Source organism: Nocardia sp. NPDC058176 (assembly GCF_042883805.1).
GTDB lineage: Bacteria > Actinomycetota > Actinomycetes > Mycobacteriales > Mycobacteriaceae > Nocardia.
The window spans coordinates 52,473-73,877 of sequence record NZ_JBHVVA010000012.1; the positions used below are offsets into that span (position 1 = coordinate 52,473).

The 21,405-nt window shown below is 68.7% G+C and carries 20 protein-coding genes; 10 read left to right on the forward strand and 10 right to left on the reverse strand.

Annotation, left to right across the window (positions count from 1 at the left end; genetic code table 11):
• Positions 1 to 90 precede the first annotated feature (90 nt).
• The 6 genes from ACFVVM_RS33350 to ACFVVM_RS33375 all read left to right on the forward strand — a co-directional run bounded on the left by ACFVVM_RS33350 (position 91) and on the right by ACFVVM_RS33375 (position 4,169).
• Positions 91 to 936: an LmeA family phospholipid-binding protein gene (locus tag ACFVVM_RS33350; RefSeq protein ID WP_387626485.1), complete on the forward strand. Its 846-nt coding sequence runs from the start codon at positions 91 to 93 to the stop codon at positions 934 to 936.
• Positions 933 to 1,367 (forward strand): thioredoxin family protein, encoded by a 435-nt coding sequence (locus ACFVVM_RS33355; protein WP_387626487.1) that lies wholly within the window; start codon positions 933 to 935, stop codon positions 1,365 to 1,367. Before ACFVVM_RS33350 ends, ACFVVM_RS33355 begins: the two co-directional genes overlap by 4 nt.
• A 274-nt stretch (positions 1,368 to 1,641) precedes the next feature.
• Positions 1,642 to 2,124, forward strand: a complete 483-nt coding sequence (locus tag ACFVVM_RS33360; protein ID WP_387626489.1) for a DUF4395 domain-containing protein — start codon at positions 1,642 to 1,644, stop codon at positions 2,122 to 2,124.
• Positions 2,125 to 2,153: 29 nt separating this feature from the next.
• The gene (locus tag ACFVVM_RS33365; RefSeq protein ID WP_387626491.1) at positions 2,154 to 2,987 is read left to right on the forward strand and encodes a sulfurtransferase; all 834 of its coding nucleotides are present in this window, start codon (positions 2,154 to 2,156) and stop codon (positions 2,985 to 2,987) included.
• 5 nt (positions 2,988 to 2,992) lie between these two features.
• Positions 2,993 to 3,298, forward strand: a complete 306-nt coding sequence (locus ACFVVM_RS33370; protein WP_302875307.1) for a DUF1416 domain-containing protein — start codon at positions 2,993 to 2,995, stop codon at positions 3,296 to 3,298.
• A gap of 178 nt (positions 3,299 to 3,476) precedes the next feature.
• Positions 3,477 to 4,169: an FABP family protein gene (locus tag ACFVVM_RS33375; protein ID WP_387626493.1), complete on the forward strand. Its 693-nt coding sequence runs from the start codon at positions 3,477 to 3,479 to the stop codon at positions 4,167 to 4,169.
• 12 nt (positions 4,170 to 4,181) lie between these two features.
• Here the strand turns inward: ACFVVM_RS33375 and ACFVVM_RS33380 are convergent, their stop codons facing one another.
• The 6 genes from ACFVVM_RS33380 to ACFVVM_RS33405 all read right to left on the reverse strand — a co-directional run bounded on the left by ACFVVM_RS33380 (position 4,182) and on the right by ACFVVM_RS33405 (position 13,002).
• Positions 4,182 to 4,790 (reverse strand): Uma2 family endonuclease, encoded by a 609-nt coding sequence (locus ACFVVM_RS33380; protein ID WP_387626495.1) that lies wholly within the window; start codon positions 4,788 to 4,790, stop codon positions 4,182 to 4,184.
• Between the two features lie 388 nt (positions 4,791 to 5,178).
• Positions 5,179 to 7,104: a thiol reductant ABC exporter subunit CydC gene (gene cydC, locus ACFVVM_RS33385; protein WP_387626557.1), complete on the reverse strand. Its 1,926-nt coding sequence runs from the start codon at positions 7,102 to 7,104 to the stop codon at positions 5,179 to 5,181.
• 41 nt (positions 7,105 to 7,145) lie between these two features.
• Complete coding sequence (locus ACFVVM_RS33390) at positions 7,146 to 9,419, reverse strand: ABC transporter ATP-binding protein/permease (RefSeq protein WP_387626497.1); 2,274 nt, start codon at positions 9,417 to 9,419, stop codon at positions 7,146 to 7,148.
• A gap of 4 nt (positions 9,420 to 9,423) precedes the next feature.
• Complete coding sequence (gene cydB, locus ACFVVM_RS33395) at positions 9,424 to 10,449, reverse strand: cytochrome d ubiquinol oxidase subunit II (RefSeq protein WP_387626499.1); 1,026 nt, start codon at positions 10,447 to 10,449, stop codon at positions 9,424 to 9,426.
• Between the two features lie 9 nt (positions 10,450 to 10,458).
• On the reverse strand, positions 10,459 to 11,952 hold the full coding sequence (locus ACFVVM_RS33400) for a cytochrome ubiquinol oxidase subunit I (RefSeq protein ID WP_387626501.1): 1,494 nt from the start codon (positions 11,950 to 11,952) through the stop codon (positions 10,459 to 10,461).
• 144 nt (positions 11,953 to 12,096) lie between these two features.
• Entirely contained in the window at positions 12,097 to 13,002 is a 906-nt protein-coding gene (locus ACFVVM_RS33405; RefSeq protein ID WP_387626503.1) for an aminodeoxychorismate lyase, read from the reverse strand.
• A gap of 70 nt (positions 13,003 to 13,072) precedes the next feature.
• Here ACFVVM_RS33405 and ACFVVM_RS33410 point away from each other — a divergent pair, with 70 nt between their 5' ends.
• From ACFVVM_RS33410 to ACFVVM_RS33425, 4 genes are all read left to right on the forward strand, one after another.
• Entirely contained in the window at positions 13,073 to 14,215 is a 1,143-nt protein-coding gene (locus ACFVVM_RS33410; protein WP_387626505.1) for a YgfZ/GcvT domain-containing protein, read from the forward strand.
• An 11-nt stretch (positions 14,216 to 14,226) separates the two neighbouring features.
• On the forward strand, positions 14,227 to 14,889 hold the full coding sequence (locus tag ACFVVM_RS33415; protein ID WP_387626507.1) for an MOSC domain-containing protein: 663 nt from the start codon (positions 14,227 to 14,229) through the stop codon (positions 14,887 to 14,889).
• A gap of 31 nt (positions 14,890 to 14,920) precedes the next feature.
• Positions 14,921 to 15,871: an asparaginase gene (locus ACFVVM_RS33420; protein ID WP_387626509.1), complete on the forward strand. Its 951-nt coding sequence runs from the start codon at positions 14,921 to 14,923 to the stop codon at positions 15,869 to 15,871.
• Positions 15,872 to 16,046: 175 nt separating this feature from the next.
• A complete protein-coding gene (locus tag ACFVVM_RS33425) occupies positions 16,047 to 16,271 on the forward strand; it encodes a DUF3073 domain-containing protein (protein ID WP_071926185.1) in 225 nt (74 codons plus the stop codon).
• A 281-nt stretch (positions 16,272 to 16,552) separates the two neighbouring features.
• On the opposite strand, the gene purM is transcribed toward ACFVVM_RS33425, so the two are convergent.
• From purM to ACFVVM_RS33445, 4 genes are all read right to left on the reverse strand, one after another.
• Positions 16,553 to 17,632, reverse strand: coding sequence for a phosphoribosylformylglycinamidine cyclo-ligase (gene purM / locus ACFVVM_RS33430; RefSeq protein ID WP_387626511.1), 1,080 nt, complete (start codon positions 17,630 to 17,632; stop codon positions 16,553 to 16,555).
• Between the two features lie 88 nt (positions 17,633 to 17,720).
• Positions 17,721 to 19,385 carry an ABC transporter ATP-binding protein gene (locus ACFVVM_RS33435; protein WP_387626513.1) on the reverse strand — a complete coding sequence of 555 codons (1,665 nt, stop codon included), beginning with the start codon at positions 19,383 to 19,385 and terminating at the stop codon, positions 17,721 to 17,723.
• On the reverse strand, positions 19,378 to 20,334 hold the full coding sequence (locus ACFVVM_RS33440; protein WP_387626515.1) for an ABC transporter permease: 957 nt from the start codon (positions 20,332 to 20,334) through the stop codon (positions 19,378 to 19,380). Before ACFVVM_RS33440 ends, ACFVVM_RS33435 begins: the two co-directional genes overlap by 8 nt.
• Positions 20,334 to 21,344: an ABC transporter permease gene (locus ACFVVM_RS33445; protein ID WP_387626559.1), complete on the reverse strand. Its 1,011-nt coding sequence runs from the start codon at positions 21,342 to 21,344 to the stop codon at positions 20,334 to 20,336. The genes ACFVVM_RS33440 and ACFVVM_RS33445 overlap by 1 nt, the downstream gene beginning before the upstream one ends.
• Between the last annotated feature and the right edge of the window lie 61 nt (positions 21,345 to 21,405).

Consider the following 21,405-nt stretch of genomic DNA (forward strand, 5'->3'; position numbering starts at 1 on the left):
CACAATGCGTCTTTGTTGCGAATATTCCTCGGTGGCCGGACCTGGGGCCCGCGACCCGCGACCCACGGCGGCAGCCGCTAGTGTCTCAGCATGCGCAAGCTGATCATCGGGCTGTTGTGCCTGGCCGGTTTGGCGGTGGTCATCGATTTCGGCGCCGCCGCCTACACCGAATACCACGTCTCGCGGCAGTTGCGGGCCGGAGCCGAGCTGTCGGCCGACCCCGAGGTGACCTTCCACGGTTTCCCGTTCACCGCACAGGCGATGAGCGGCCGCTACGACGGCGTGACGATCCGGGCCCGCAGCATGCGCCCCGACATTCCCGGCGAGATCGGCATCGAGGCCTCCCTCAACGGCCTGCACGCCCCGGTGGGCGAGCTGCTCGACGGCACCGCGGGCAGCGTGCAGGTCGAACGGGTCGACGCCCGCATGCGGATCGAGCCCACCGAACTGGGCAGGCTCTTCGGCATCCCCGATCTGCAGGTGCACACCCGGCCCGCGGACAAGTCCGACGGCACCGGCGGTTCCGGCGGCTCCGGCATGACGACGGCGGGCGCGCTGGTGCTCACCGGCACCCTGTCGACCGCGGCGAACGGCCGCATCCTCGCCGCGGGCGCCATCCCGTCGAGCACCAGCAAGCGGATCCCCGTGCAGGTACAGGCCGACCTGATCCTCGACGGTGACCTGATCCGCATCCAGGCCACCGGCTTCTACCACGATCGCAACAGCGGCCCCACCGACGCGACGACGGCCAAGGAGTCCGAGGTCCCCGAGGTCGATCGGGAAGCGGTGCTCGCGCGATTCAGCCGTACCATCGACACCAAGGAGTTGCCGTTCGGTGTCACGCCGACCGAGGTGTCGGCGCTCGGCGGACACATCGTCGTCGAGGGCATCGGCCGCAACGTCACCATCGACCTGGACCGATTGCAGCAACCATGATCGAAGTCGTCATCCTCGCCGTCACCGTGCTGGCCGCGCTCGCGGTCGGCCTGCTGCTGCGGCGTAATCAGGGCCGGGTCCGCGAGGCCACCCTCGATCCGCAGACCGAACAGCGCGCCCGCCTGCTCGGCGCCGCCGGTGTCACCGGTGCCGCCCCCGCGGTGCTGCACTTCTCGGCCGACTGGTGCGGCCCGTGTGACGCGGTGCGCCGCGTGGTCGCCGGGGTCACCGCCGAACTGTCCGGCTCCCCGAATGCCCCGCGCGACATCGAGATCGACATCGACGCCGATCCCGCGCTGGCACGCGAGCTCAACGTCCTCTCGCTGCCGACGACCTTCGTCTTCGACGCCGAGGGCAAGGAACGCTTCCGCATCTCCGGCGTGCCGAAGGCGGGCGATCTGCGCACCGCGCTCGAGCCGCTGACAGTGTGATTTTCCCCCTGGTCGAGGGGGCTTGCCCATTTCCCTGGGAGACCGGGTAAACTGCTTCTCGTGCTATCCGACCACGAGCTGATGCTCACCCGACGCCGCACAGTTGACCTGTGTCGCCTCGGTGGTTGTTGCTGCCTGTGCCGCTGAACGGTCGGCATCTCTCCCGAGATTCCTGACGCCGACCTATGTCCGCCGCGCGAGTGATCGTCTCGATCCCCCGGCGAATCGGTAGATCCGAAGTCAACTGACTCATCTCAGCGCAGGAGTACGCACCATGACCACTTCTCCGAACACCCCTGATTCCGCGCCTCGCGTCGATGTCCGCGGGCCACGTTTCGTGGCCTGGGTGACCACCGGCGTGCTGGTCCTCGTGCTGGTCAGCGCCGCCTTCTCCGTCCTCGCCGCGGAGATCCTGATCGGCCTGCAGGCCGTGGTCTTCGCGATCGGCGCGCTCGGCGGCCCGGCCAAGCACCCCTACGGCCGGATCTACGCGGCGTTCGTGGCGCCGCGGCTGGGTCCGCCCACCGAGACCGAACCCGTGCCGCCGCTGCGTTTCGCGCAGCTGCTCGGCTTCGTGTTCGCGGCTCTGTCCCTGCTGGGCTTCGCGCTCGGCTCCTCGATCGTCGGCGCGGTGTTCGCCGGCTTCGCCCTGTTCGCGGCGTTCTTGAACGCGGCGTTCGGGATCTGCCTGGGCTGCCAGATCTACCCGCTGGTGGCCCGCTTCCGCCGGACCGAACCCGCCCCGGCACCGAACTGACCCTGCACGTCATCTCTGAAAGGAACAACATGGCTCGCTCCGATGTCCTGGTCCCCGTTGACTGGGCCGAAGAGAACCTCAACGCCCCCGGCGTCGTCTTCGTCGAGGTCGACGAGGACACCTCCGCCTACGAGGGTGGCCACATCGAAGGCGCCGTCCGCCTGGACTGGAAGACCGACCTGCAGGATCAGGTTCGTCGCGATTTCGTGAACCAGGAGCAGTTCTCCGACCTGCTGTCGGCTCGTGGCATCAGCAACGACGACACCGTCGTGCTCTACGGCGGCAACAACAACTGGTTCGCCGCCTACGCCTACTGGTACTTCAAGCTGTACGGCCACAACGATGTCAAGCTGCTCGACGGCGGCCGCAAGAAGTGGGAGCTCGACGGTCGTCCGCTCTCGCGTGACGCGGTGACCCGTCCGGCCACCCAGTACAAGGCCGCGGCGCCCGACACCTCGATCCGTGCCTTCCGCGACGAGGTCATCGCCGCCATCGGCACCAAGAACCTGGTCGACGTGCGCTCGCCCGACGAGTTCACCGGCAAGATCCTGGCCCCCGCGCACCTCCCGCAGGAGCAGAGCCAGCGTCCCGGCCACATCCCCGGCGCCATCAACGTGCCGTGGAGCAAGGCGGCCAACGAGGACGGCACCTTCCGCAGCGACGCCGAGCTGGCCGAGCTGTACAAGGAAGCCGGCCTGGACGGCGAGAAGGAGACCATCGCCTACTGCCGCATCGGTGAGCGTTCCTCGCACACCTGGTTCGTGCTGCAGGAGCTGCTCGGCCACCAGAACGTCAAGAACTACGACGGCAGCTGGACCGAGTACGGTTCGCTCGTCGGTGCCCCTATCGAGTTGGGAGAGTAATTCATATGTGCGCAGCACCTACCCAGGGTCAGGCCATTCCGGCGGGCGTCGATGTGGAGAAGGAGACGGTCATCACCGGCCGCGTCCTGAGCACCGATGGTCAGCCGGTCGGCGGCGCGTTCGTGCGCCTGCTCGACGGCAACGGTGATTTCACCGCCGAGGTCGTGGCCTCGGGCACCGGTGACTTCCGCTTCTTCGCCGCGCCGGGTTCGTGGACCCTGCGCGCGCTGTCGGCCTCGGGCAACGGCTCGGCCGAGGTCAGCCCCGAGGGCGCCGGCATCCACTCGGTGGACGTCGCCGTCGCGAAGTAATACCTCACAACGGCCCTGGTAGTTCCTGTGCGGGAACCGCCGGGGCCGTTGTCGTATCCCATCCGCCGAGTAGTTAGAATTCGACTGTGGTCCTCTTCTTCGAGATTCTCCTCATCGCCGTGTCGATCCTCATCGGCTGGTTCGGCCTCTACGTCTTCTACCGCCTGTTCACCGAGTCATGAGCGGGCTCGCGAGCGAGGGTTCTGATCCGGCCGAGCGAGCGAGTGAAGTAGCAGACGCTCCGGCCGAGCGTCGCAGCGGTGACGAGGCGGTCAACGTCGCCGCCGAACGAGCCAAAGAGACCGGCGTCCGAAACATTTCGGTCCTGCCGGATCTTCCGCTGCCCCCCGACACCGCGAATCTGCGCGAGGGTCCGGATCTGAACCACGCCATGCTGGCCCTGCTGCCGCTGGTCGGCGTGTGGCGCGGCGAGGGCGAGGGCAACCACCCCACCGAGGGCGACTACCACTTCGGTCAGCAGATCATCGTCTCCCACGACGGCGGCGACTACCTGGCCTGGCAATCGCAGACCTGGAAACTCGACTCCGGGGGCAACTACACCGGCCCCGACCTGCGCGAGAGCGGCTTCTGGCGAGTAGGCACCGACGGCGACGCCGAGATGCTCGAATTCCTGCTCACCCACAGCTCCGGCATCGTCGAACTGTTCTACGGCACCGCCCGCACCCAGTCCTCCTGGGAACTGGCCACCGACGTGGTGATCCGCAGCCAGTCCGGCTCCGTCGTCGGCGGCGCCAAGCGCCTCTACGGCATCGTAGAAGGCGGCGACCTCGCCTACGTCGAAGAACGAGTCAACCCCGACGGCGCCCTCGAACCCCGCCTATCCGCCCGCCTCCAGCGCTACATCGGCTGAGCTGTTCGGACGCTAGTTCTCGAGGTCGGTCAGATCGAGATCGATCGGAAACGGGACACCGATGGTCAGCCGATCATGAAAAATGCCGACGGGCACATACCGGCTGGTGACCGGGTCGAGCTCATAGGCATAGGCGATGACATGATCGGCGTCGCCCCGCTCGACCCGCCAGAAATGGCGAATTCCCGCCTTGGCGTACTTGAACGGCTTCGTGTCGCGGTCGCGCTCCTCGGAGTCCGGCGAAACCACCTCGACAACAAGTGCGACATCGGCTGCCTCGTAATAGCTTTGAGGGTCATCGCGGCCGAATGCTTCCGCGCTCACGATCAACACATCGGGTTCGGGCATCTGCCGCAATCCGAGCCGCACTGTCATCTCACGATCCGCTCGCCATTCGTCCGGCGCTTGAGAACGCAGCTGCCCGCGAATCATCGAGATCACCCGACGGTGCCACTTGCGCTGCGGACTCACGAAGACCAATCCCCCATCGATCAACTCGGTGTGCTTCGGCAATCCGCGCATCGCAAGGAACTTCTCGGCTGTGTACCCCCCGGCAGGCGCCAACCACTCAGGTGGCGCATCCACCTCGTCCACCTCGTCAGGCAGTGGCTCTGCGTTCATCCTCACATCGTAGCGGCACCTCACCGCCGCGAGAAGCAGGTTTTCCTCCGGACATGGAGCGACCCCCGAGCCATGTCGTCACGTTCCGGGGAACGTGGCGGTCCCGGTTGGATCGTCCGGGGGCTCGGGGGTCGGGTGACTGCTTGGGATTCGCTCAGCGCACCGCTGGGGAAATCCCGCAGGGTGTGCTGCTAGCGGGCAGCCACCTCACGCATCCGTTGAACATACATTCTTCAGACCACCTCCTCTCTTGTGTACTGATGAATCTAGTGGGGTGGGGCCAGGGCGGCAATTGATTTAATTGTGGGTCTGACCTGGGCGAGTTCTTCCGGTGTACTTCAGCGGGGATGACCGCGCGATCCGCGGGCATGGTGGTCGACTCGCCGGGTCAGGTGGTCGAGGCGCGGGGGTGGGTAACTCGGCACGCACCGGTGGGGTCGATCGTGACAACCGTGTCGGCATGGTGGTCAGCAGGGAGTTGGTGGGTGACCACGACGACGATGCGGTCGGGGGCGACGAGGCCGCTGTCGGCGTCGAGGAGGGCGCGCAGGAGTTGCTCGCCCTCGGCGGCGGGCAGGTGCTCAGTGGGTTCGTCGAGGAGGAGGGTGTGGGCGGGGGCGAGGAGGGCGCGGGCGAGGAGGATGCGGCGGCGCTGACCGCCCGAGACGGCGGCGGCGCCCGCGGTGAGGCCGGTGTGTACGCCGTTCGGGAGAGTATCCAGCCACGGGCCGAGACCGACTGCGCGCAGGGCATTTTCGGCTTCGGCGTCGGTGATGTCGCCGCGGGCGACGCGTAGGTTCTCCAGGATCGATGTGCCGAACAGATGCGCGTCCTCGGCGAAGAAGGTGACACCATCGCGAGGGGTGCCGAACAATCCCGCCCACGCCATCAGCAGGGTCGTTTTCCCAGCTCCGCTGGGTCCGACCACGGCCACCCGCCGCCCCTCCGGCAGTTCGATCCCCTGGGCTGTGCACGCTGTCGCCGCAGTGCCTCCGGCTGCCGCGGTCAGCTCGCACCCGGTCCCAGCTGTTGCCGCGTGCCTCGCGGCGGCCATGCCACCAGCTGTCGTGCTCTCGGCTGCGCCGTCAGGTGCTGGCGTGTAGCCAGCGGCCGCGGCACGCCCGGCTGCTGCTACGTGCCCGACATCCGGGGTGGCTCGATCGTCTGTGGCGGTTGATGGATCGCCCGACGTTCGCCCAGCCATCGGCCCGTTCCCGGCGAAGCGGTCCAATCCCGGTGCCGCGCTGCGCAGGCGGTGGAGGGCGGCGCGGGAGGTGGTCAGGGTGGTCGCGGCGGCGGGGAGCGCGCCGACGGCTTCGAAGGCGGAGAGGGGGACGAGGACCAGGATGGTGAGGGCCATCGGGGTCATCCCGCCGGGGAGTCCGCCGGTGGGGCCGTAGGCGGCGATGCCGACCAGGAGGGCGCCGAACGCGCTGACGCCGATCGAGAGTGGGGTCGCCGCGGCGGCCCAGGCACTTCGTGAAGCTGCGGCATCCTCAGCGGCGACGGCACGTCGAGAAGCCTTGTCCGCCTGCGCGAGTGCCGCGTCGAGCCTGCCCGCGACCCGCAGTTCGGCCGCATGATCGAGCACCGTCATCGCCTCGGCGGTGAACTCAGCCCGATCGGCTCGCACCGCCCGCTCGGCCTCCTGCGCCGCCTTCCCCGACAACCACGGCGCGAGAATCCCCGAAACCGCCAGCGCGCCGGCGAGAATCACCGCCGCGGTCACCGAGATCCACGCCATCAACCCCACCGCAGCGAGCGACAACACCACCGCGACAGCCACCGGCACGAACACCCGGACGACCACGGCCCCCAGATCATCGATATCGGCACCCACCCGAACGAGCACGTCCCCACGCCGCAGTTCCCGCGCGGTACCGCTTCCGGTACCCGCCCGCTCTGCCGCATCGACCTTCGCGCGTACGGTATTCCCGGCCACCGACTGATCCGATGCGGACGCCTCCGCACCACTGTTGCCCCCCGAGACGGCGGAGTTCCCCCGCTCCTGCCACCACCAGATATCCGATTGCGCCAGCGTGCGATACACGGTGGTCCGCGCCGACGTCATCGCCCGCAACGCCACATCGTGGGTGGCGAGCCGCTCCAGATACCGGCACAACCCGCGCGAGATCCCCAGCGCCCGCACGGCGGTCACCGCCACGCTCAGATACAGCACCGGCGGCATCTGCCAGGCCCGCGCGATCAACCACGCCGCCAGCGCCGCCAGCGCGAGCCCACTCCCCAGCGCCAGCACCCCCCACCCGATCGCCACCGCGACCCGCCACGGGGACAACGCGAGCAGTCCCCACATCTCCCGCACATCCCCCACCACCGTTCCCGGCCGGGCCGCCCTCACGAGACCCACACCCCAGCACCACCACGGGCGGTCGCGTCACCACTTCGCGCCCGCACCGCACCACCGTGGATCGCGCTCTCGGAAGGCTCCCCGGTCAGCTGTTCGCCTATCGAGGCGGGACCGGCGGAGCTCCCGGAATCAGCTTTCGGCGGGTCGCTCGCCGATGAGCCTTCGTCGGCTGGCGGATCGTCGTGGTCCGGGTCGAATCGTGCGGCGACCTCGATGACCACATCGGCGGCAGCCAAGACAGTCGGGCGGTGGCCGATGACGACGACGGTGGCGCCTTCGGCGGCGAGGGTGCGGAGGGTGGTGAGCACGCGGTGCTCGCTCTCTGCGTCGAGGTGGGCGGTGGGTTCGTCGAGCAGGAGGACGGGGCGGTGGGCGGCCAGGACTCGGGTGAGGGCCAGGCGTTGGCGTTGACCGAGGGACAGGCCGGTGCCGCCCTGGCCGACCACGGTGTCCCAGCGGTCAGGTAGTTCGCCGAGCACTTCGTCGAATCCGGTTGCAGCACTGATCTGTTCGATGCGATCGACCAGTTCCGCACCGGGCGATTCGATGTCGGCCGCTCGGGCGCCGAGCAGTTCCACGTTCTCGCGCAGCGTCCCCGGCACCAGGACCGGCCGCTGCGGCAACCAGGCGACATGACCCCACCAGGCATCCTGATCGAGATCGCGCACATCGACACCGTCGACCAGCACCGCACCCGCATCAGGCTCGATTAGTCCCAGAATCGCTTGCAGCGTGGTCGATTTCCCACAACCGTTGGGACCGGTCAGCACGGTCACCAACCCGGGCTCGAGGTCAGCGGTCAGCCGATCGGGCGCCGCACCGGTTCGCGCGCCCACGGTCAATCCGCGCAACGCGATACGCACGCCTCGCACCACCAGTGGGGTCCCGCGCACATCCCGCGCCACCGGCGGAGTGCTGCGGGCGTCTCGCACCATCGGTGCCGCGCCGCGCACATCTCGCAGTACAGGCCGGGCCCCGCGCCCACTATGCGCCGACGCAACGTCACCCAAGCGCGAGTCGGCATCATGGGCGGGTCCTATCCCCACCACATCGGCGCCCCGCACCTGGCCGCCGCGTTCCGCACCGAGATCAGAACCCGCGCCCTGCCCAGGATTCACCATGGCCCCTCGGCCGTCCGACGCACCCGAATCCCGACCACCCCCGGCCACCACACCCCATACCCCCGAGACATCGGCCCGCGCCGCCGAGGCCCCATCCGCGAGCCGCTGATCGCCCTCCGCAGCAACAGGTTCCACACGCGCCGGTTCCAACACCGCGAACGCCTTCTCCGCCGCCGCCATCCCATCCTGCGCCGCGTGGAACTTCTCCCCCACCTGCCGCAACGGCCAGTACACCTCCGGCGCGAGGATCAATGCCACGAGCCCGGCGTACAGCGTCATCTCGCCGTAGACCAACCGCAACCCGATCGCCACCGCGATCAACGCGACGCTCAGCGTCGCAAGACTTTCCAGCACCATCGAGGACAGGAACGCGATGCGCAGCGCGCGCATGGTCCGGCGCCGCAGCGAATCCCCCAGTGCCCGCACCTGATCGGCCATCCCCGGCCGGTCGCCACCTTCGCGTCCGAGTGCGCGCAGGGTCGGCATGCCGGCGAACAGGTCGAGGATCTGATCGGACAAACGGGTCGTCGCGGCCAGGGTGGCCTCGGCCCGTCCCTGGGTGAGCAGCCCGATGAGCACCATGAACAGCGGGATCAGCGGCACGGTGATCACCGCGATCAGTGCCGAGGTCCGATCGTGCAGGGCGATGACGACCAGCACGACCGGCGGCACGAGACAGGCCAGCAGCAGCGCGGGCAGATAGCCGGTGAACCAGCCGCGTAATCCGTTGAGCCCGTTGCCGACCACCACGGCGATCTCCGTGCGGCGCGCGTCGAGTTCCCGCGGGGTCAGTTCGGCGCCGGAGCGCAGCACCGCGTTCTCCAGCTCCGCGACCACCACGCTCCCGGCTCGATGCGCGAGCCGCGCCTGCCACCAGCTGGCCAGCGCCCGCACCGCGACCGCGATTGCCAGCGCCACCAGTTCGGCGGTCCAGACACCGAATTCGCGCTTGTCCGGATCGGTGATGACCCCGGCGAGGACCCGGCCGAGCATCAACGCGATGACCACGATCGTCATCGTGATCACCAGTGCGAGCAGCACGGCGACCACCAGATGTGGCCGGGCGGCCCGCGCGTACCGCCACAGGCGAGGGTCGACGGGTCGCCGCCCGGCAGCCGAACGCTCCTTCGCCGACACCACCGCGTCAGTCCTTGCTCAGCGGCAGCCCGATGGGCGCGGGGATCTGTTCGACCCGGATGCGCTGGCGGAACACCCAGTAGGTCCACCCCTGGTAGATCAGCACCACGGGTGTGGCGATGACGGCCGCCCAGCTCATCACCTTCAGCGTGTACGGCGTCGAGGACGCGTTGTCGATGGTGAGGTGGAAGGCGGGATCGATGGTGGAGGGCAACACGTTCGGGTACATCGAGCCGACGATGAGCACGGTCGCGGCGATGACGGTGAGCGTGGTGCCGACGAAGGCCCATCCGTCGCGACCCACCATGTTCGCCGATCCGGCGACGACAAGCCCGAGTACGGCGGCGCCGAGCGCGGCCCAGGTCCAGCCGGTGCCGTAGGCGAGCTGGGTCCACAGGCCGAACGCACCGACGATCAGCACGGTCGGGATCAGTAGCAGGTGCGCGGTGCGCTGGGCGTCGTCGCGGACCTCGCCTGCGGTCTTGAGCACGAGGAAGATCGCGCCGTGCAGCGCGAACAGCACACCGGTCGCCAGCCCGCCGAGCAGCGCGTAGGGACTGAGCAGATCCCACACCGACCCGACGATCTGCTTCTTCTCGTTCAGCGGCACCCCGCGCACCATGTTCGCGAAGACCCATCCCCAGGCCAGGGCCGGAATCCACGACCCGATCCCGATGCCGATATCGCACCAGGCCCGCCACTTGGGATCGTTGATCTTGCCGCGGTATTCGATGGCGCAGATCCGCAGGATCAACGCCACCAGCAACAGCAGCAGCGCCAGATAGAACCCGGAGAACAGGCTGGCGTACCACTCGGGAAACGCCGCGAACAGCGCCCCACCGGCGGTGATCAGCCAGACCTCGTTGCCGTCCCACACCGGCCCGATGGTGTTGAGCACCACGCGTCGCCGCTTGTCGGACCCCTTCCCGAGAATCGGCATGAGCATGCCCACCCCGAAATCGAAGCCCTCGAGCACGAAGTAGCCGGTGAACAGCACACCGATCAGCACGAACCAGAACAGTTGCAGAGTCATCGCAGGCTCCTAGTACGCGAACGACAGTTGTTCGACGGGCTCTTCCGGTTTGCCAGGTTTGCCGGGGCCGTCGGGGCCCTCGGGTTCTTCGGTCCGCTCCGGGGCGGGCGCGTCGGGTCCGGCGATGACATACCGCCGGATCAGGTAGAACCACACCACCGCGAGTGCACCGTAGAGCAGCGTGAACACCGCCAGCGAGAACAACACGGTCCCGGGCGCGTGATCGGAGACGGCCTGCTGCACCGTCATCCTGATGTTCGGATCCCCGGTCGGATTGGGCACCACCGCCCACGGCTGACGCCCCATCTCGGTGAACACCCAGCCCGAACTGTTGGCCAGGAACGGGGTGGGGATGGCGAGCAGGCTCAGCCACGAGAACCAGCGCTGATCCGGCACCCGGCCGCCGCGCGTCACCCACAGACCGGCGAGCAACAGCAGCACCGAGCCCGCGGCCAGACCGATCATGGCGCGGAAGGACCAGTACGTGACGAACAGGTTCGGCCGGTAGTCGCCCGGCCCGTACAGCACGTTGTAGGTCTCCTGCAGGTCCTGCACGCCGTCGAGGGTCACCCCGGAGAACTCGCCCTTGGCGAGATACGGCAGCACATAGGGCACCTTCAGCACGTGAGTGACGCTGTCGCAGTTGTTGTGCGTGCCGACCGTGAGAATCGAGAAATCGGGGTCGGTCTCGGTGTGGCACAACGATTCCGCCGAGGCCATCTTCATCGGCTGCTGTTCGAACATCAGCTTGCCCTGGATGTCGCCGGTGAAGATCAGCGCGGCGCCGGAGAGCGCGACCACCACCAGCGAGGCCCGCCCCACCGGCCGCCACATCGTGCGCGCCTCGTCGAGTTTCGCGGCGTCACCGCTGCGCGCGTTGCGCACCATGTACCAGCCCGCGATCCCGGCGACGAAGGTGCCCGCGGTCAGGAACGCGCCCGCCACGACATGCGGGAACGCCGCCAGCGTCGTGTTGTTGGTGAGCAGCGCCCAAATGCTTTCCAGCTCAGCGCGTCCGGTCTCGGGGTTGTAGCGCGCGCCGACCGGGTGCTGCATGAACGAGTTCGCGGCGACGATGAAATAGGCCGAGGCGTTCACGCCGATGGCGACCATCCAGATCGTGGCCAGGTGAACGAGTTTGGGCAATCGCGTCCAGCCGAAGATCCACAGGCCGATGAACGTCGACTCCATGAAGAAGGCGATGAGCGCTTCCAGCGCCAGTGGCGCGCCGAAGACGTCGCCGATGAAGCGGGAGTATTCGCTCCAGTTCATGCCGAACTGGAATTCCTGCACGATGCCGGTCGCGACGCCGAGGGCGAAGTTGATCAGGAACAATTTCCCGAAGAACTTGGTGAGCCGGTACCAGCGTTCGTTACCGGTGACCACCCACGCGGTCTGCATCATGGCGATCAGCGGCGCCAGACCGATGGTCAGCGGGACGAAGATGAAGTGGTAGACGGTCGTGATCCCGAACTGCCACCGGGAGACGTCCAGCGTGTCCATCCGACCCTCCAGCCACTACTACGACAACTTGTAGTAGATCGTACGCCGAGAAGTACGGGCGACAAGCGTGACAACCGCCACGACACGCCGGAAATTTGCTCGAATTCCCCGCAGGGGCACGCCCACCCGTGCCCCGCGCACGGTTCACCAGTCGCCGATGGCGCCCGGTCGTTCGATCCCCTTGTCCACGAGATCGATGATCTCCTGCACGTTGTCGGGCGCTGACATGCGCACACCGTCGAGCTGGTTCACCCGCGCGGCCAACGTGATGCTCGACAGCAGCCAGATGCTGTCGCAGTCGAACAGGTCAGCGGTGAACAGCGTCTGGTACTTGCACTCCCAGCCCGCCTTCTCCGCGACCGCGTACAGCGAACGCTGAGTAACCCCCGGCAGCACACCGCTTTTCGCCGGCGGGGTGATCAGTTCCTTGCCGCGAGCGATCACCACCGACGAGCGCGGCCCCTCCAGCACCTTGTGTTCGGTGCTGTGGAAGATGACGTCCTCGGCGCCCATCCGCCGGGCGAATCGCAGCGCCGCCATGTTGGTCGCGTAGGACAGCGTCTTCGCGCCGAGCAGCTGCCACGGCGCGGCCTGGGCCAGGTCGACCGAGATGCCGCGTGCCAGCGACATCACCTTCACGCCCTCGGCGCGTGCGGTGGCCACCCGCGCCGGAACCGGGGAGACGAGCACGAACGCGGTGGGCTGCGGGTCCTCCGGCGCCAGCTCCGAGCGCGGTGCGTCGAATTCGGAGTCGCGGCCGCGGGTGTAGATCAGCCGCAGCATGCCCTCCTCGTCGGCACCCCATTCCTTGACGGCGCGTTCGACCGCGGCGCGCCATTTCGACAGTTCGGGCTCCGGCAGTTCCAGCGCTTGCGCCGAGCGCCGGAGTCTGGCCAGATGAAATTCCAGCGCGGTCGCCGTACCGCCGCGCACCAAGATGGTTTCGAAGACTCCGTCGCCGCGGAGTGCGCCGATATCGTCGGCATAAAGCAACGGCGCGTCCGCATCAGCGAGCGCGCCGTCGAGTGTCACAAGTACCCGTTCTCCCATGTGACGAGCGTAGGCGTTATAGCTCCGTTATGCCTACGGCTGCCACGAATCCGACGCCCGCCTGCGGCACATGTCGGCGCGGCGGCCTACAGTGGTTGATGTGTCGGTGGTCGTCGCCCCCAGTCCTGTTCTCCTAACTCCGGGTGCCGTCGCGGGCGCACCGGGCTCCCCGGACGCCGCGGTCGCCTGGCATTACGGCGATCCGTTCGGCGAGCAGAAGGCCGCCGCGCAACGGGTCGCGGTCGTGGATCGCTCCCATCGCAGCGTCGCCCGGATCACCGGCGCCGAGCGTCTGAGCTGGCTGCACACCATCACCAGCCAGCATCTCACCGCGCTGGGCGATGGCCGCAGCGCCGAGAATCTCGACCTCGATCTCAACGGCCGCGTGCAGCACCACTTCGTGCTCACCGACCTCGACGGCACCGTCTGGCTCGACACCGAGGCCGACCGCGGCCCCGAGCTGTTGTCGTTCCTGCAGAAGATGGTCTTCTGGGCCGATGCCAAGCCCGAAGCCGCCGACGATCACGCCGTACTGAGCCTGCTCGGCCCGCAGGCGCACCGGCTGCTCGACGCACTCGGCATCACCGAACTCCCCGAGGTCTACGCCGCCGTGGCCGTGCCGGGCGGTTTCCTGCGGCGGATGCCGTGGCCCGGCCCGGAATCGTTCGACCTGATCATCCCGCGCGCCGAACTCGGCGCCTGGTGGAGCAAGCTCACCGCCGCGGGCGCGGAACCGGCGGGGATGTGGGCCTTCGAGGCGCTGCGGGTCGCCGATCTGCGGCCCCGGATCGGCGTGGACACCGACGAGCGCACCATCCCGCACGAGGCCCGCTGGATCGGCGGCCCCGAGGAACGCGGCGCCGTGCACCTGGACAAGGGGTGCTACCGCGGGCAGGAGACCGTCGCCCGGGTGCACAACCTGGGCAAGCCGCCGCGCAATCTGGTGCTGCTGCACCTGGACGGCTCGGCCGACGAGCGCCCCGCGGTCGGCGACGACGTCACCGCCGGTGGCCGCACGGTCGGCAGGCTCGGCACGGTCGTCGACCACTTCGAACTCGGCCCGATCGCACTGGCGCTGGTGAAGCGGTCGGTGCCCGCGACCACCGAACTGGTGGTCGGCACGATGGCCGCCGCCATCGACCCGGACTCGATCCCCGCCGAGAACACCATCCAGGCGGGCCGGGCCGCCGTCGACCGGCTGCGCGGGCGATGAACCGTCCGACCATGCGCGTCGGTGACACCGGCCGGGTCGAGGCCGTGTGCGTCGTGCACGCGGACATCGAGGTGCGCGGCCGCGTGGGCCGCAGTGCCATCGACAAGCGGCCCGTCGAGGGTCGCGTCGAGGTCCGCGCGCTGGGCCTGGCCGGTGACCACGTCTGCGACACCGTCAATCACGGCGGCCTCGACCAGGCCGTGTACGCCTACGCCGCGGAGGACGCCGCTCGCTGGGCCGGCGAACTCGACCGCGAACTCCCCGCGGGCTGGTTCGGTGAGAACCTGCGTCTGAGCGGCCTGCCCGCCAGCGACGCCGTGCTCGGCGCGCACTGGGCGATCGGCGACACCCTGCTCGAGGTCAGCGCGCCCCGCGTCCCGTGCGCGACCTTCCAGCAGTGGTCCGGCGAACGCCAGTGGGTCAAGCGCTTCGCCCTGCGGTCCGACACCGGCTGCTACTTCCGGGTGCTCACCGAGGGCACGATCGGCGCGGGCGACGAGGTCCGCGTGGTGTACGTCCCCGAGCACGGCATCACCGTGCGCGACCTGTTCACCGGCGCCGACCCCGCGCTGCTCGAACGACTGCGCACCGAGGAGCCGACGATCTCGGCGGACGTGCGCATGCAGATCGACCGGCACACCCGCGCCGGACGCCGGGTGGAGGCCAGGTCGTGATCGCGGCCGAGGCGCGACGGGAGGGCACCGCATGAGTGTGGACCTGGTCGAGGTCGTGCGTTCCGGCTTCCGTGAGTGCGTGCACCGCGGGTCGGTCGTCGTGCTCGACGCCGACGGCACACCCACCCTGGAGCTCGGCGAGGTGCACGGCCCGATCTTCCCCCGCTCGACCAACAAGCCGATGCAGGCGCTGGCCCTGCTGCGCAACGGCTTCGACCCGGTCGACGACGCCGAACTCGCCATCACCACCGCCTCACACTTCGGCGAGCCCGACCATCTGGTCCTGGTCCGCAGGTTGCTCGACCGTTTCGGCTTCACCCCCGCCGACCTGGCCTGCCCGCCCGACCTGCCCTTCGCCGAGATCGCCCGCGCCGCCGCGCTCACCGGCGCGGGTGCCAGCCCGCTGTACATGAACTGCTCGGGCAAACACGCGGCGATGCTGGCGACCTGCGCGATCAACGACTGGCCGCGCACCGGATATCTCGACCTCGAACACCCGCTCCAGCAGGCGGTCCTCGCCACCATCGCCGACGTCACCGGCGAACCGGAGACCGACCTGGGCATCGACGGCTGCGGCCTGCCGATCGTGCCCGTCTCGCTGATCAATCTCGCGCGCGCCTTCGCCGGGTTCACCACGGCCGAACCCGGCACCGCGCCGCGCCGGATCGCCGATGCCGTTCGGGCGAATCCGCGAGTGATTTCGGGCACGAGCGGCCCGGATCTGCTGGCCATGTCGAGCACTCCCGGACTGTTCTGCAAGATCGGCGCCGACGGTGTGCACGCGGGTGCGCTGCCCGACGGAAGGGCCTTCGCGTACAAGATCGACGACGGTCACGACCGGGCCCGGATGCCGCTGACGCTGGCGATTCTGCGCAGACTCGGAGTGGACTGGACCGACCAGCACACCGAGCTCGCGGCCACCGCCGTGCTCGGTGGCGATGCCAGAGTCGGTGTGATCCGCGCGATTCCGGGGGTGCTCTGAGACCAGGCGGTCTCGGCGAAGTAGGGGCAAACGGCACCGGTTCGGCAGTTCTTCACCGACTCCTGGGAGCGCGACTGCCTGACACACGCTAAAGTGTCTGTCAGGAAGAGTATTAATTCGAACGGGGCCGCCAACAAACCCCAGGCCGCCCCGCAGTGACGCGAGGGGGTCAGCCATGGGCCGTGGCCGGGCTAAGGCAAAGCAGACCAAAGTCGCACGTGAGCTCAAGTACAGCTCCGCGCCGACCGACTTCGCGAGCCTTCAGCGCGAGCTGTCGGATAGCACTCCGCTCCACTCTCAACCAAGGAGTGGCGGAGTGATTTCCGATGAGCACGACGCAGACGAGTCGCCGTCCCGTTGGAACAACGAGGACGACGACTACGACAGCTGGCGCCGCTGACCGAACGCCGGTGAAGGGGGAGGCCTGGGTGGCCTCCCCCTTCAGCCGTTGTTCGGTACAGCGTCGCCAGGCTCGCTATGGAGTAGTGCGGCGAACATCCGAATACACGAACGAGCGTCCTGTGCACACACAGGACGCTCGTCGTGTTCGCCGCCTCGAGGCCCCGACCTCCCCGAGCCGGCCACCTCTACCGGGTAGCCGAACCGGCGCCGGGGCAAACCCCACAGACACGTGAGCCGGGTCGCGAAAACGCGACCCGGCTCAGTGGTGGATTCGGCGTGTCAGAACCTGGGGTGATCGCCCAGCAACACCGCGCGCGGTGCGTCGGCGTCGGCGGCCTTCTTGACCTGGCCCAGCGTCCAGCAGTCGATGTGGCGCGCGGTGAGCACGGCCAGCGCGCGGTCGGCGTCCTCGGGGGCGACGATCGCGACCATGCCGACGCCCATGTTGAACGTCTTCTCCATCTCGAGCCGCTCGACCCGCCCGCGCTGGGCGATCAGCTTGAACACCGGCGCGGGGTTCCAGGTGCCACGATCCAGCTCGGCGACGAGGCCTGCGGGCAGCACGCGCGCCAGGTTGGCGGCGAGGCCACCACCGGTGACGTGGGAGAAGGTGCGCACATCGGTCTCGGCGATCAGCGCCAGGCAGTCCTTGGCGTAGATGCGGGTCGGCTCGAGCAGTTCCTCACCGAGGGTGCGGCCGAATTCCTCGACGTAGCCGGTGAGCGACATGCGGTCGATGTCGAGCAGCACCTTGCGGGCCAGGCTGTAGCCGTTGGAGTGCAGGCCCGAGGAGCCCATCGCGATGACGACGTCGCCGGGGCGCACGCGGTCGGGGCCGAGCACGGAGTCGGCCTCCACGACACCGACGCCGGTGGCGGACAGGTCGTAGTCGTCGGGGTCCATCAGACCGGGGTGTTCGGCCGTCTCGCCGCCCAGCAGCGCGCAGCCTGCCTTGATGCAGCCCTCGGCGATGCCGGAGACCAGCTCGGCGACCTTCTCCGGGACGACCTTGCCGATGGCGATGTAGTCCTGCAGGAACAGCGGCTCGGCGCCACAGACGACCAGGTCGTCGACGACCATGGCCACCAGGTCCAGGCCCACGGTGTCGTGCTTGTCGAGCGCCTGCGCGACCGCGATCTTGGTGCCGACGCCGTCGGTGGAGGCCGCGAGCAGGGGCTCGCGGTAGCCGCCCTTGAGCGCGAACAGACCAGCGAACCCGCCGATGCCGCCCTGCACCTCGGGTCGGCTGGCCTTCTTCGCCAATGGTCCGAACAATTCGACGGCGCGGTCACCGGCTTCGATGCTCACGCCTGCCGCGGCGTAGGAAGCGCCTGCACCGCTGGGGGTCTGTTCAGTCATTGTGGGGGAAAGCTCCAAACCGAATCGGCGGATAGATGCCTGATAACTCTAAGTGATCCGCCTGTCCAGCTGTCGTGCGGCTCCTAGCTCATTGTTCCAGCTCGGTGGCGAATGTGGCGCCGATCTCGGCCCGGCGCCTGCGCTGTTCGACCGGGTCGGGGACCGGAACGGCGGCGACAAGGCGGCGGGTGTACTCGTGCCGTGGGTCGCGCAGGATCTGCTCGTTGTCGCCTTCCTCGACGCAGGTGCCCTCGCGCAGCACCATGATCCGGTCGGCGAGCTGGTCGACGACGGCCAGGTCGTGGCTGATGAACAGACACGCCCAGCCGCAGCCGCGCTGCAGTTCGGCGAACAGTTCGAGCACCGCCGCCTGCACCGAGACGTCCAGCGCGCTGGTCGGCTCGTCGGCGACGAGCAGGTCCGGATCGAGTACCAGCGCCCTGGCCAGGCTGGCGCGCTGGCGCTGGCCGCCGGACAGTTCGTGCGGATAGCGGTTCTCCGTGCCCGCGGGCAGCTGGACGTCGTCGAGCATGTGCCGGACCCGCTCGCGGATGGCCGTCCGCTCACCGATGCCGTGCACGACGAGCGGCTCGGCCACACACTCCCCGACGGTCAGGCGCGGGTTGAGCGAGCCCGCCGGGTCCTGGAACACGAACCCGAACCGGCGCCGGATCGGGCGCAGCTTGCGCTGGGACAGCTCGGCGATGTCCTGGCCGCGGATGAGCACGTGCCCCGCGCTCGGGCGTTGCAGTGCGGCCACGCAGCGCCCGATGGTCGACTTGCCCGAGCCGGACTCGCCGACCAGCCCGAGCGTCTCCCCCGCCCTGATCTCCAGGCTCACCCCGTCGACCGCGCGGAATGCCGGTCGACCGAACGGCCCGGGAAACGTGACGACCAGATCGCGCACCTCGAGCACCGGTTCCGCGCTCCGGTCGATCGCGGGCCGTTCGATGGTCGCCGCTCCCAGATGTGGGACCGCGGCCAGCAGCGCGCGGGTGTACTCGGCCTTCGGGCTGGCGAACAGCTCGTGCACCGGCGCCTGTTCGACCACCTCCCCCGCGCGCATCACCACCACCCGGTCGGCCAGGTCGGCGACGACGCCCATGTTGTGGGTGATCAGCACGATGGCGCTGCCGAGCCGGTCGCGCAGGTCGCGCAGCAGTTCCAGGATCTCGGCCTGCACGGTGACGTCGAGCGCGGTGGTCGGCTCGTCGGCGATGATCACCTTGGGTTCGCAGGCGATGGCGATCGCGATCATCACGCGCTGCTTCTGCCCGCCGGAGAGCTGGTGCGGGTAGTAGTCGACCCGATGCTGCGGATCGGGCAGCCCGACCGTGCGCAGCAGCTCGATCGCCTTGGCCCGCGCCGCTTTCCGACTCATCCCGCTGTGCGCGCGCAGCGCCTCACAGAGCTGGAATCCGACGGTGAACAGCGGATCGAGCGCGCGGGCCGGTTCCTGGAACACCATCGAGACCTCGCCGCCGCGCAGGGCGGTGAGCTGACGTTCGGTCATCGCGGTGATCGCCCGGTCCCCGAGGGTGACCAGCCCGCGCACATGGGCGGTGTGCGGCAGCAGTCCGATGGCGGTCCGCGAACTCACCGATTTGCCCGACCCGGACTCGCCGACGATGGCCAGCACCTCGCCGGGGAACACCTCGTAGGACACATCGCGGACGGCGTTCACCGGTCCGCTGTCGGTCGAGAAGGTGACCGACAGGCCCGAGACCGACAGCGCGGCCGTGCGTTCAGTCATCGACGGTCTCCTTGTCCGGCGCCGAGGTGACGGCGCGGCGGGTGCGCAGCAGCGGGTTCATCGTCTCGTCGAGGCTCTCGCCGACCAGCGTCATCCCGAGCACGACCAACACGATGGCAACGCCGGGGAAGATCGAGGTCCACCAGATGCCGTTGGACACATCGTTGAGCGCCTTGTTCAGGTCGTAGCCCCACTCGGCGGCCTGGGTCGGCTCGATGCCGAACCCGAGGAAGCCGAGCGCGGCCAGCGTGAGGATGGCGTCGGCGGCGTTGATGGTGATGATCACCGGCAGCGAACCGGTGACGTTGGACAGGATGTGCCGGAACATGATTCGCGTCGTCGACGCACCGGTGACCCGGGCCGCGTCCACATACGGTTCGGTCTTCACCGCGACCGTCGCGTTGCGCACCACCCGAAAGTATTGCGGCACATACACCGCCGTGATCGCGATCGCCGCCGACAGCACGCCACCGAGACTGCTCGACGTACCACCGGCGACCACGATCGAGACCACGATGGCCAGCAGCAGCGAGGGGAACGCGTACACGGCGTCCATCACCAGCACGAGCACCCGGTCGACCCACCGGCCGACATAGCCCGACAGCAGACCCAGCGGTACCCCGATCAGCAGCGACAGCACCACCGCGATCGCGATCACCATCAGCGCGGTGCGCGCGCCGTACACCACGCGCGAGAACACGTCCTCGCTGCGCACCGAGGTGCCGAACCAGTGCTCGGCCGAGGGCGGCTGCTGCGGCACGAAAGCCACGCCGTCGGCGGAGTTCTGGGCCAGATCGTAGGGCGCGAGGAAGGGTGCGAACACCGCGACGAACACGAACACGCCGACCAGCACCAGACCCACGATGAGCGTGATCCGTTGCAGCCCCGAGGTCATCGTGAACAGTCCGGCGCCGGGCAGGCGCCGTCGCTTGATTGCCGGTGCGCTCATCAGAACCTCACCCTCGGATCGATCAGCGCGACAACGGTGTCCACGAGGAAACTCATCACCGCGACCACCAGTGCGATGAACGCCACGATGCCCTGCACGGCCATGAAGTCGCGCGCCCGCAGATAGTCGGCGAGCTGGTAGCCGAGGCCCTTCCATTCGAAGGTGGTCTCGGTGAGCACCGCGCCGCCGAGCATCATCGCGATGCACATGCCCATCACGGTGATGATCGGGATGAGCGCGTTGCGCACCGCGTGCCGTCCGGTCACCACGCGCGCCGAGAGTCCGCGCGCCCGTGCCGCCTCGACGTAGTCGCTGCGCAGGGTCTGGATGAGGTTCACCCGCACCAGCCGCAGGAAGATGCCCGCGGTGAGCAGACCGAGCGCAACCGCAGGCAGCACAGCGTGTTTCAGCACATCGAGGATGTAGGAGGCGTCACCATAGAGGATGGCGTCGATGAGCAGGATGTTCGTCTTCGGCGAGACGTGGCGCAGGGCCAGCTCCACATCGGTACTCGCCCGCCCGCCGACCGGGAACCAGCCCAGCCACACCGAGAACACCAGCTTCAACAGCATGCCGACGAAGAACACCGGCGCGGCGTAGGCGAGCACCGCCGACAGGCGCAGCATCGCGTCGCCCGCCGAATCACGGTGCGTGGCAGCGTATCTGCCCAGCGGCACGCCGACGGCGAAGGCGACGAGCAGGCCCCAGAACACCAGTTCCACGGTTGCGGCACCATAGGTGACCACCACGTGGCTGATCTCCTGATTGTCCTGCGTGCGCCCGAAATCGCCGCGCAGCAGGCCGGTGAGGTACTCCCAATACTGGGTCAGGATCGGCCGATTGAGCCCGGCCGCCTCCTTGCGCACCTCGATCTGGTCCTGGGTCAGCCGACCACCCATGGCCGCGCTGATCGGGTCACCGATCACCCGCATCAGGAAGAACACCACCGTCACCAGCAGCCAGGCGGTCGGCAGGATCAGCAGCAGCCGCACGAGCAGATAGCGCAGCAGCGCCAACCGACGGGAATCGCCGCCACCACGCGCACGTCCGAAACGCCGCGTCCGGATCGGT

Excerpts from the sequence above, each read along its gene's own strand:
- ACFVVM_RS33350 (WP_387626485.1), top strand. The coding sequence starts at position 91 with ATGCGCAAGCTGATCATCGGGCTGTTGTGCCTGGCCGGTTTGGCGGTG.
- ACFVVM_RS33355 (WP_387626487.1), top strand. The coding sequence starts at position 933 with ATGATCGAAGTCGTCATCCTCGCCGTCACCGTGCTGGCCGCGCTCGCG.
- ACFVVM_RS33360 (WP_387626489.1), top strand. The coding sequence starts at position 1,642 with ATGACCACTTCTCCGAACACCCCTGATTCCGCGCCTCGCGTCGATGTC.
- ACFVVM_RS33365 (WP_387626491.1), top strand. The coding sequence starts at position 2,154 with ATGGCTCGCTCCGATGTCCTGGTCCCCGTTGACTGGGCCGAAGAGAAC.
- ACFVVM_RS33370 (WP_302875307.1), top strand. The coding sequence starts at position 2,993 with ATGTGCGCAGCACCTACCCAGGGTCAGGCCATTCCGGCGGGCGTCGAT.
- ACFVVM_RS33375 (WP_387626493.1), top strand. The coding sequence starts at position 3,477 with ATGAGCGGGCTCGCGAGCGAGGGTTCTGATCCGGCCGAGCGAGCGAGT.
- ACFVVM_RS33380 (WP_387626495.1), bottom strand. The coding sequence starts at position 4,790 with ATGAACGCAGAGCCACTGCCTGACGAGGTGGACGAGGTGGATGCGCCA.
- cydC (WP_387626557.1), bottom strand. The coding sequence starts at position 7,104 with ATGTGGGGACTGCTCGCGTTGTCCCCGTGGCGGGTCGCGGTGGCGATC.
- cydB (WP_387626499.1), bottom strand. The coding sequence starts at position 10,449 with ATGACTCTGCAACTGTTCTGGTTCGTGCTGATCGGTGTGCTGTTCACC.
- ACFVVM_RS33400 (WP_387626501.1), bottom strand. The coding sequence starts at position 11,952 with ATGGACACGCTGGACGTCTCCCGGTGGCAGTTCGGGATCACGACCGTC.
- ACFVVM_RS33405 (WP_387626503.1), bottom strand. The coding sequence starts at position 13,002 with ATGGGAGAACGGGTACTTGTGACACTCGACGGCGCGCTCGCTGATGCG.
- ACFVVM_RS33410 (WP_387626505.1), top strand. The coding sequence starts at position 13,073 with ATGTCGGCGCGGCGGCCTACAGTGGTTGATGTGTCGGTGGTCGTCGCC.
- ACFVVM_RS33415 (WP_387626507.1), top strand. The coding sequence starts at position 14,227 with ATGCGCGTCGGTGACACCGGCCGGGTCGAGGCCGTGTGCGTCGTGCAC.
- ACFVVM_RS33420 (WP_387626509.1), top strand. The coding sequence starts at position 14,921 with ATGAGTGTGGACCTGGTCGAGGTCGTGCGTTCCGGCTTCCGTGAGTGC.
- ACFVVM_RS33425 (WP_071926185.1), top strand. The coding sequence starts at position 16,047 with ATGGGCCGTGGCCGGGCTAAGGCAAAGCAGACCAAAGTCGCACGTGAG.
- purM (WP_387626511.1), bottom strand. The coding sequence starts at position 17,632 with ATGACTGAACAGACCCCCAGCGGTGCAGGCGCTTCCTACGCCGCGGCA.
- ACFVVM_RS33435 (WP_387626513.1), bottom strand. The coding sequence starts at position 19,385 with ATGACTGAACGCACGGCCGCGCTGTCGGTCTCGGGCCTGTCGGTCACC.
- ACFVVM_RS33440 (WP_387626515.1), bottom strand. The coding sequence starts at position 20,334 with ATGAGCGCACCGGCAATCAAGCGACGGCGCCTGCCCGGCGCCGGACTG.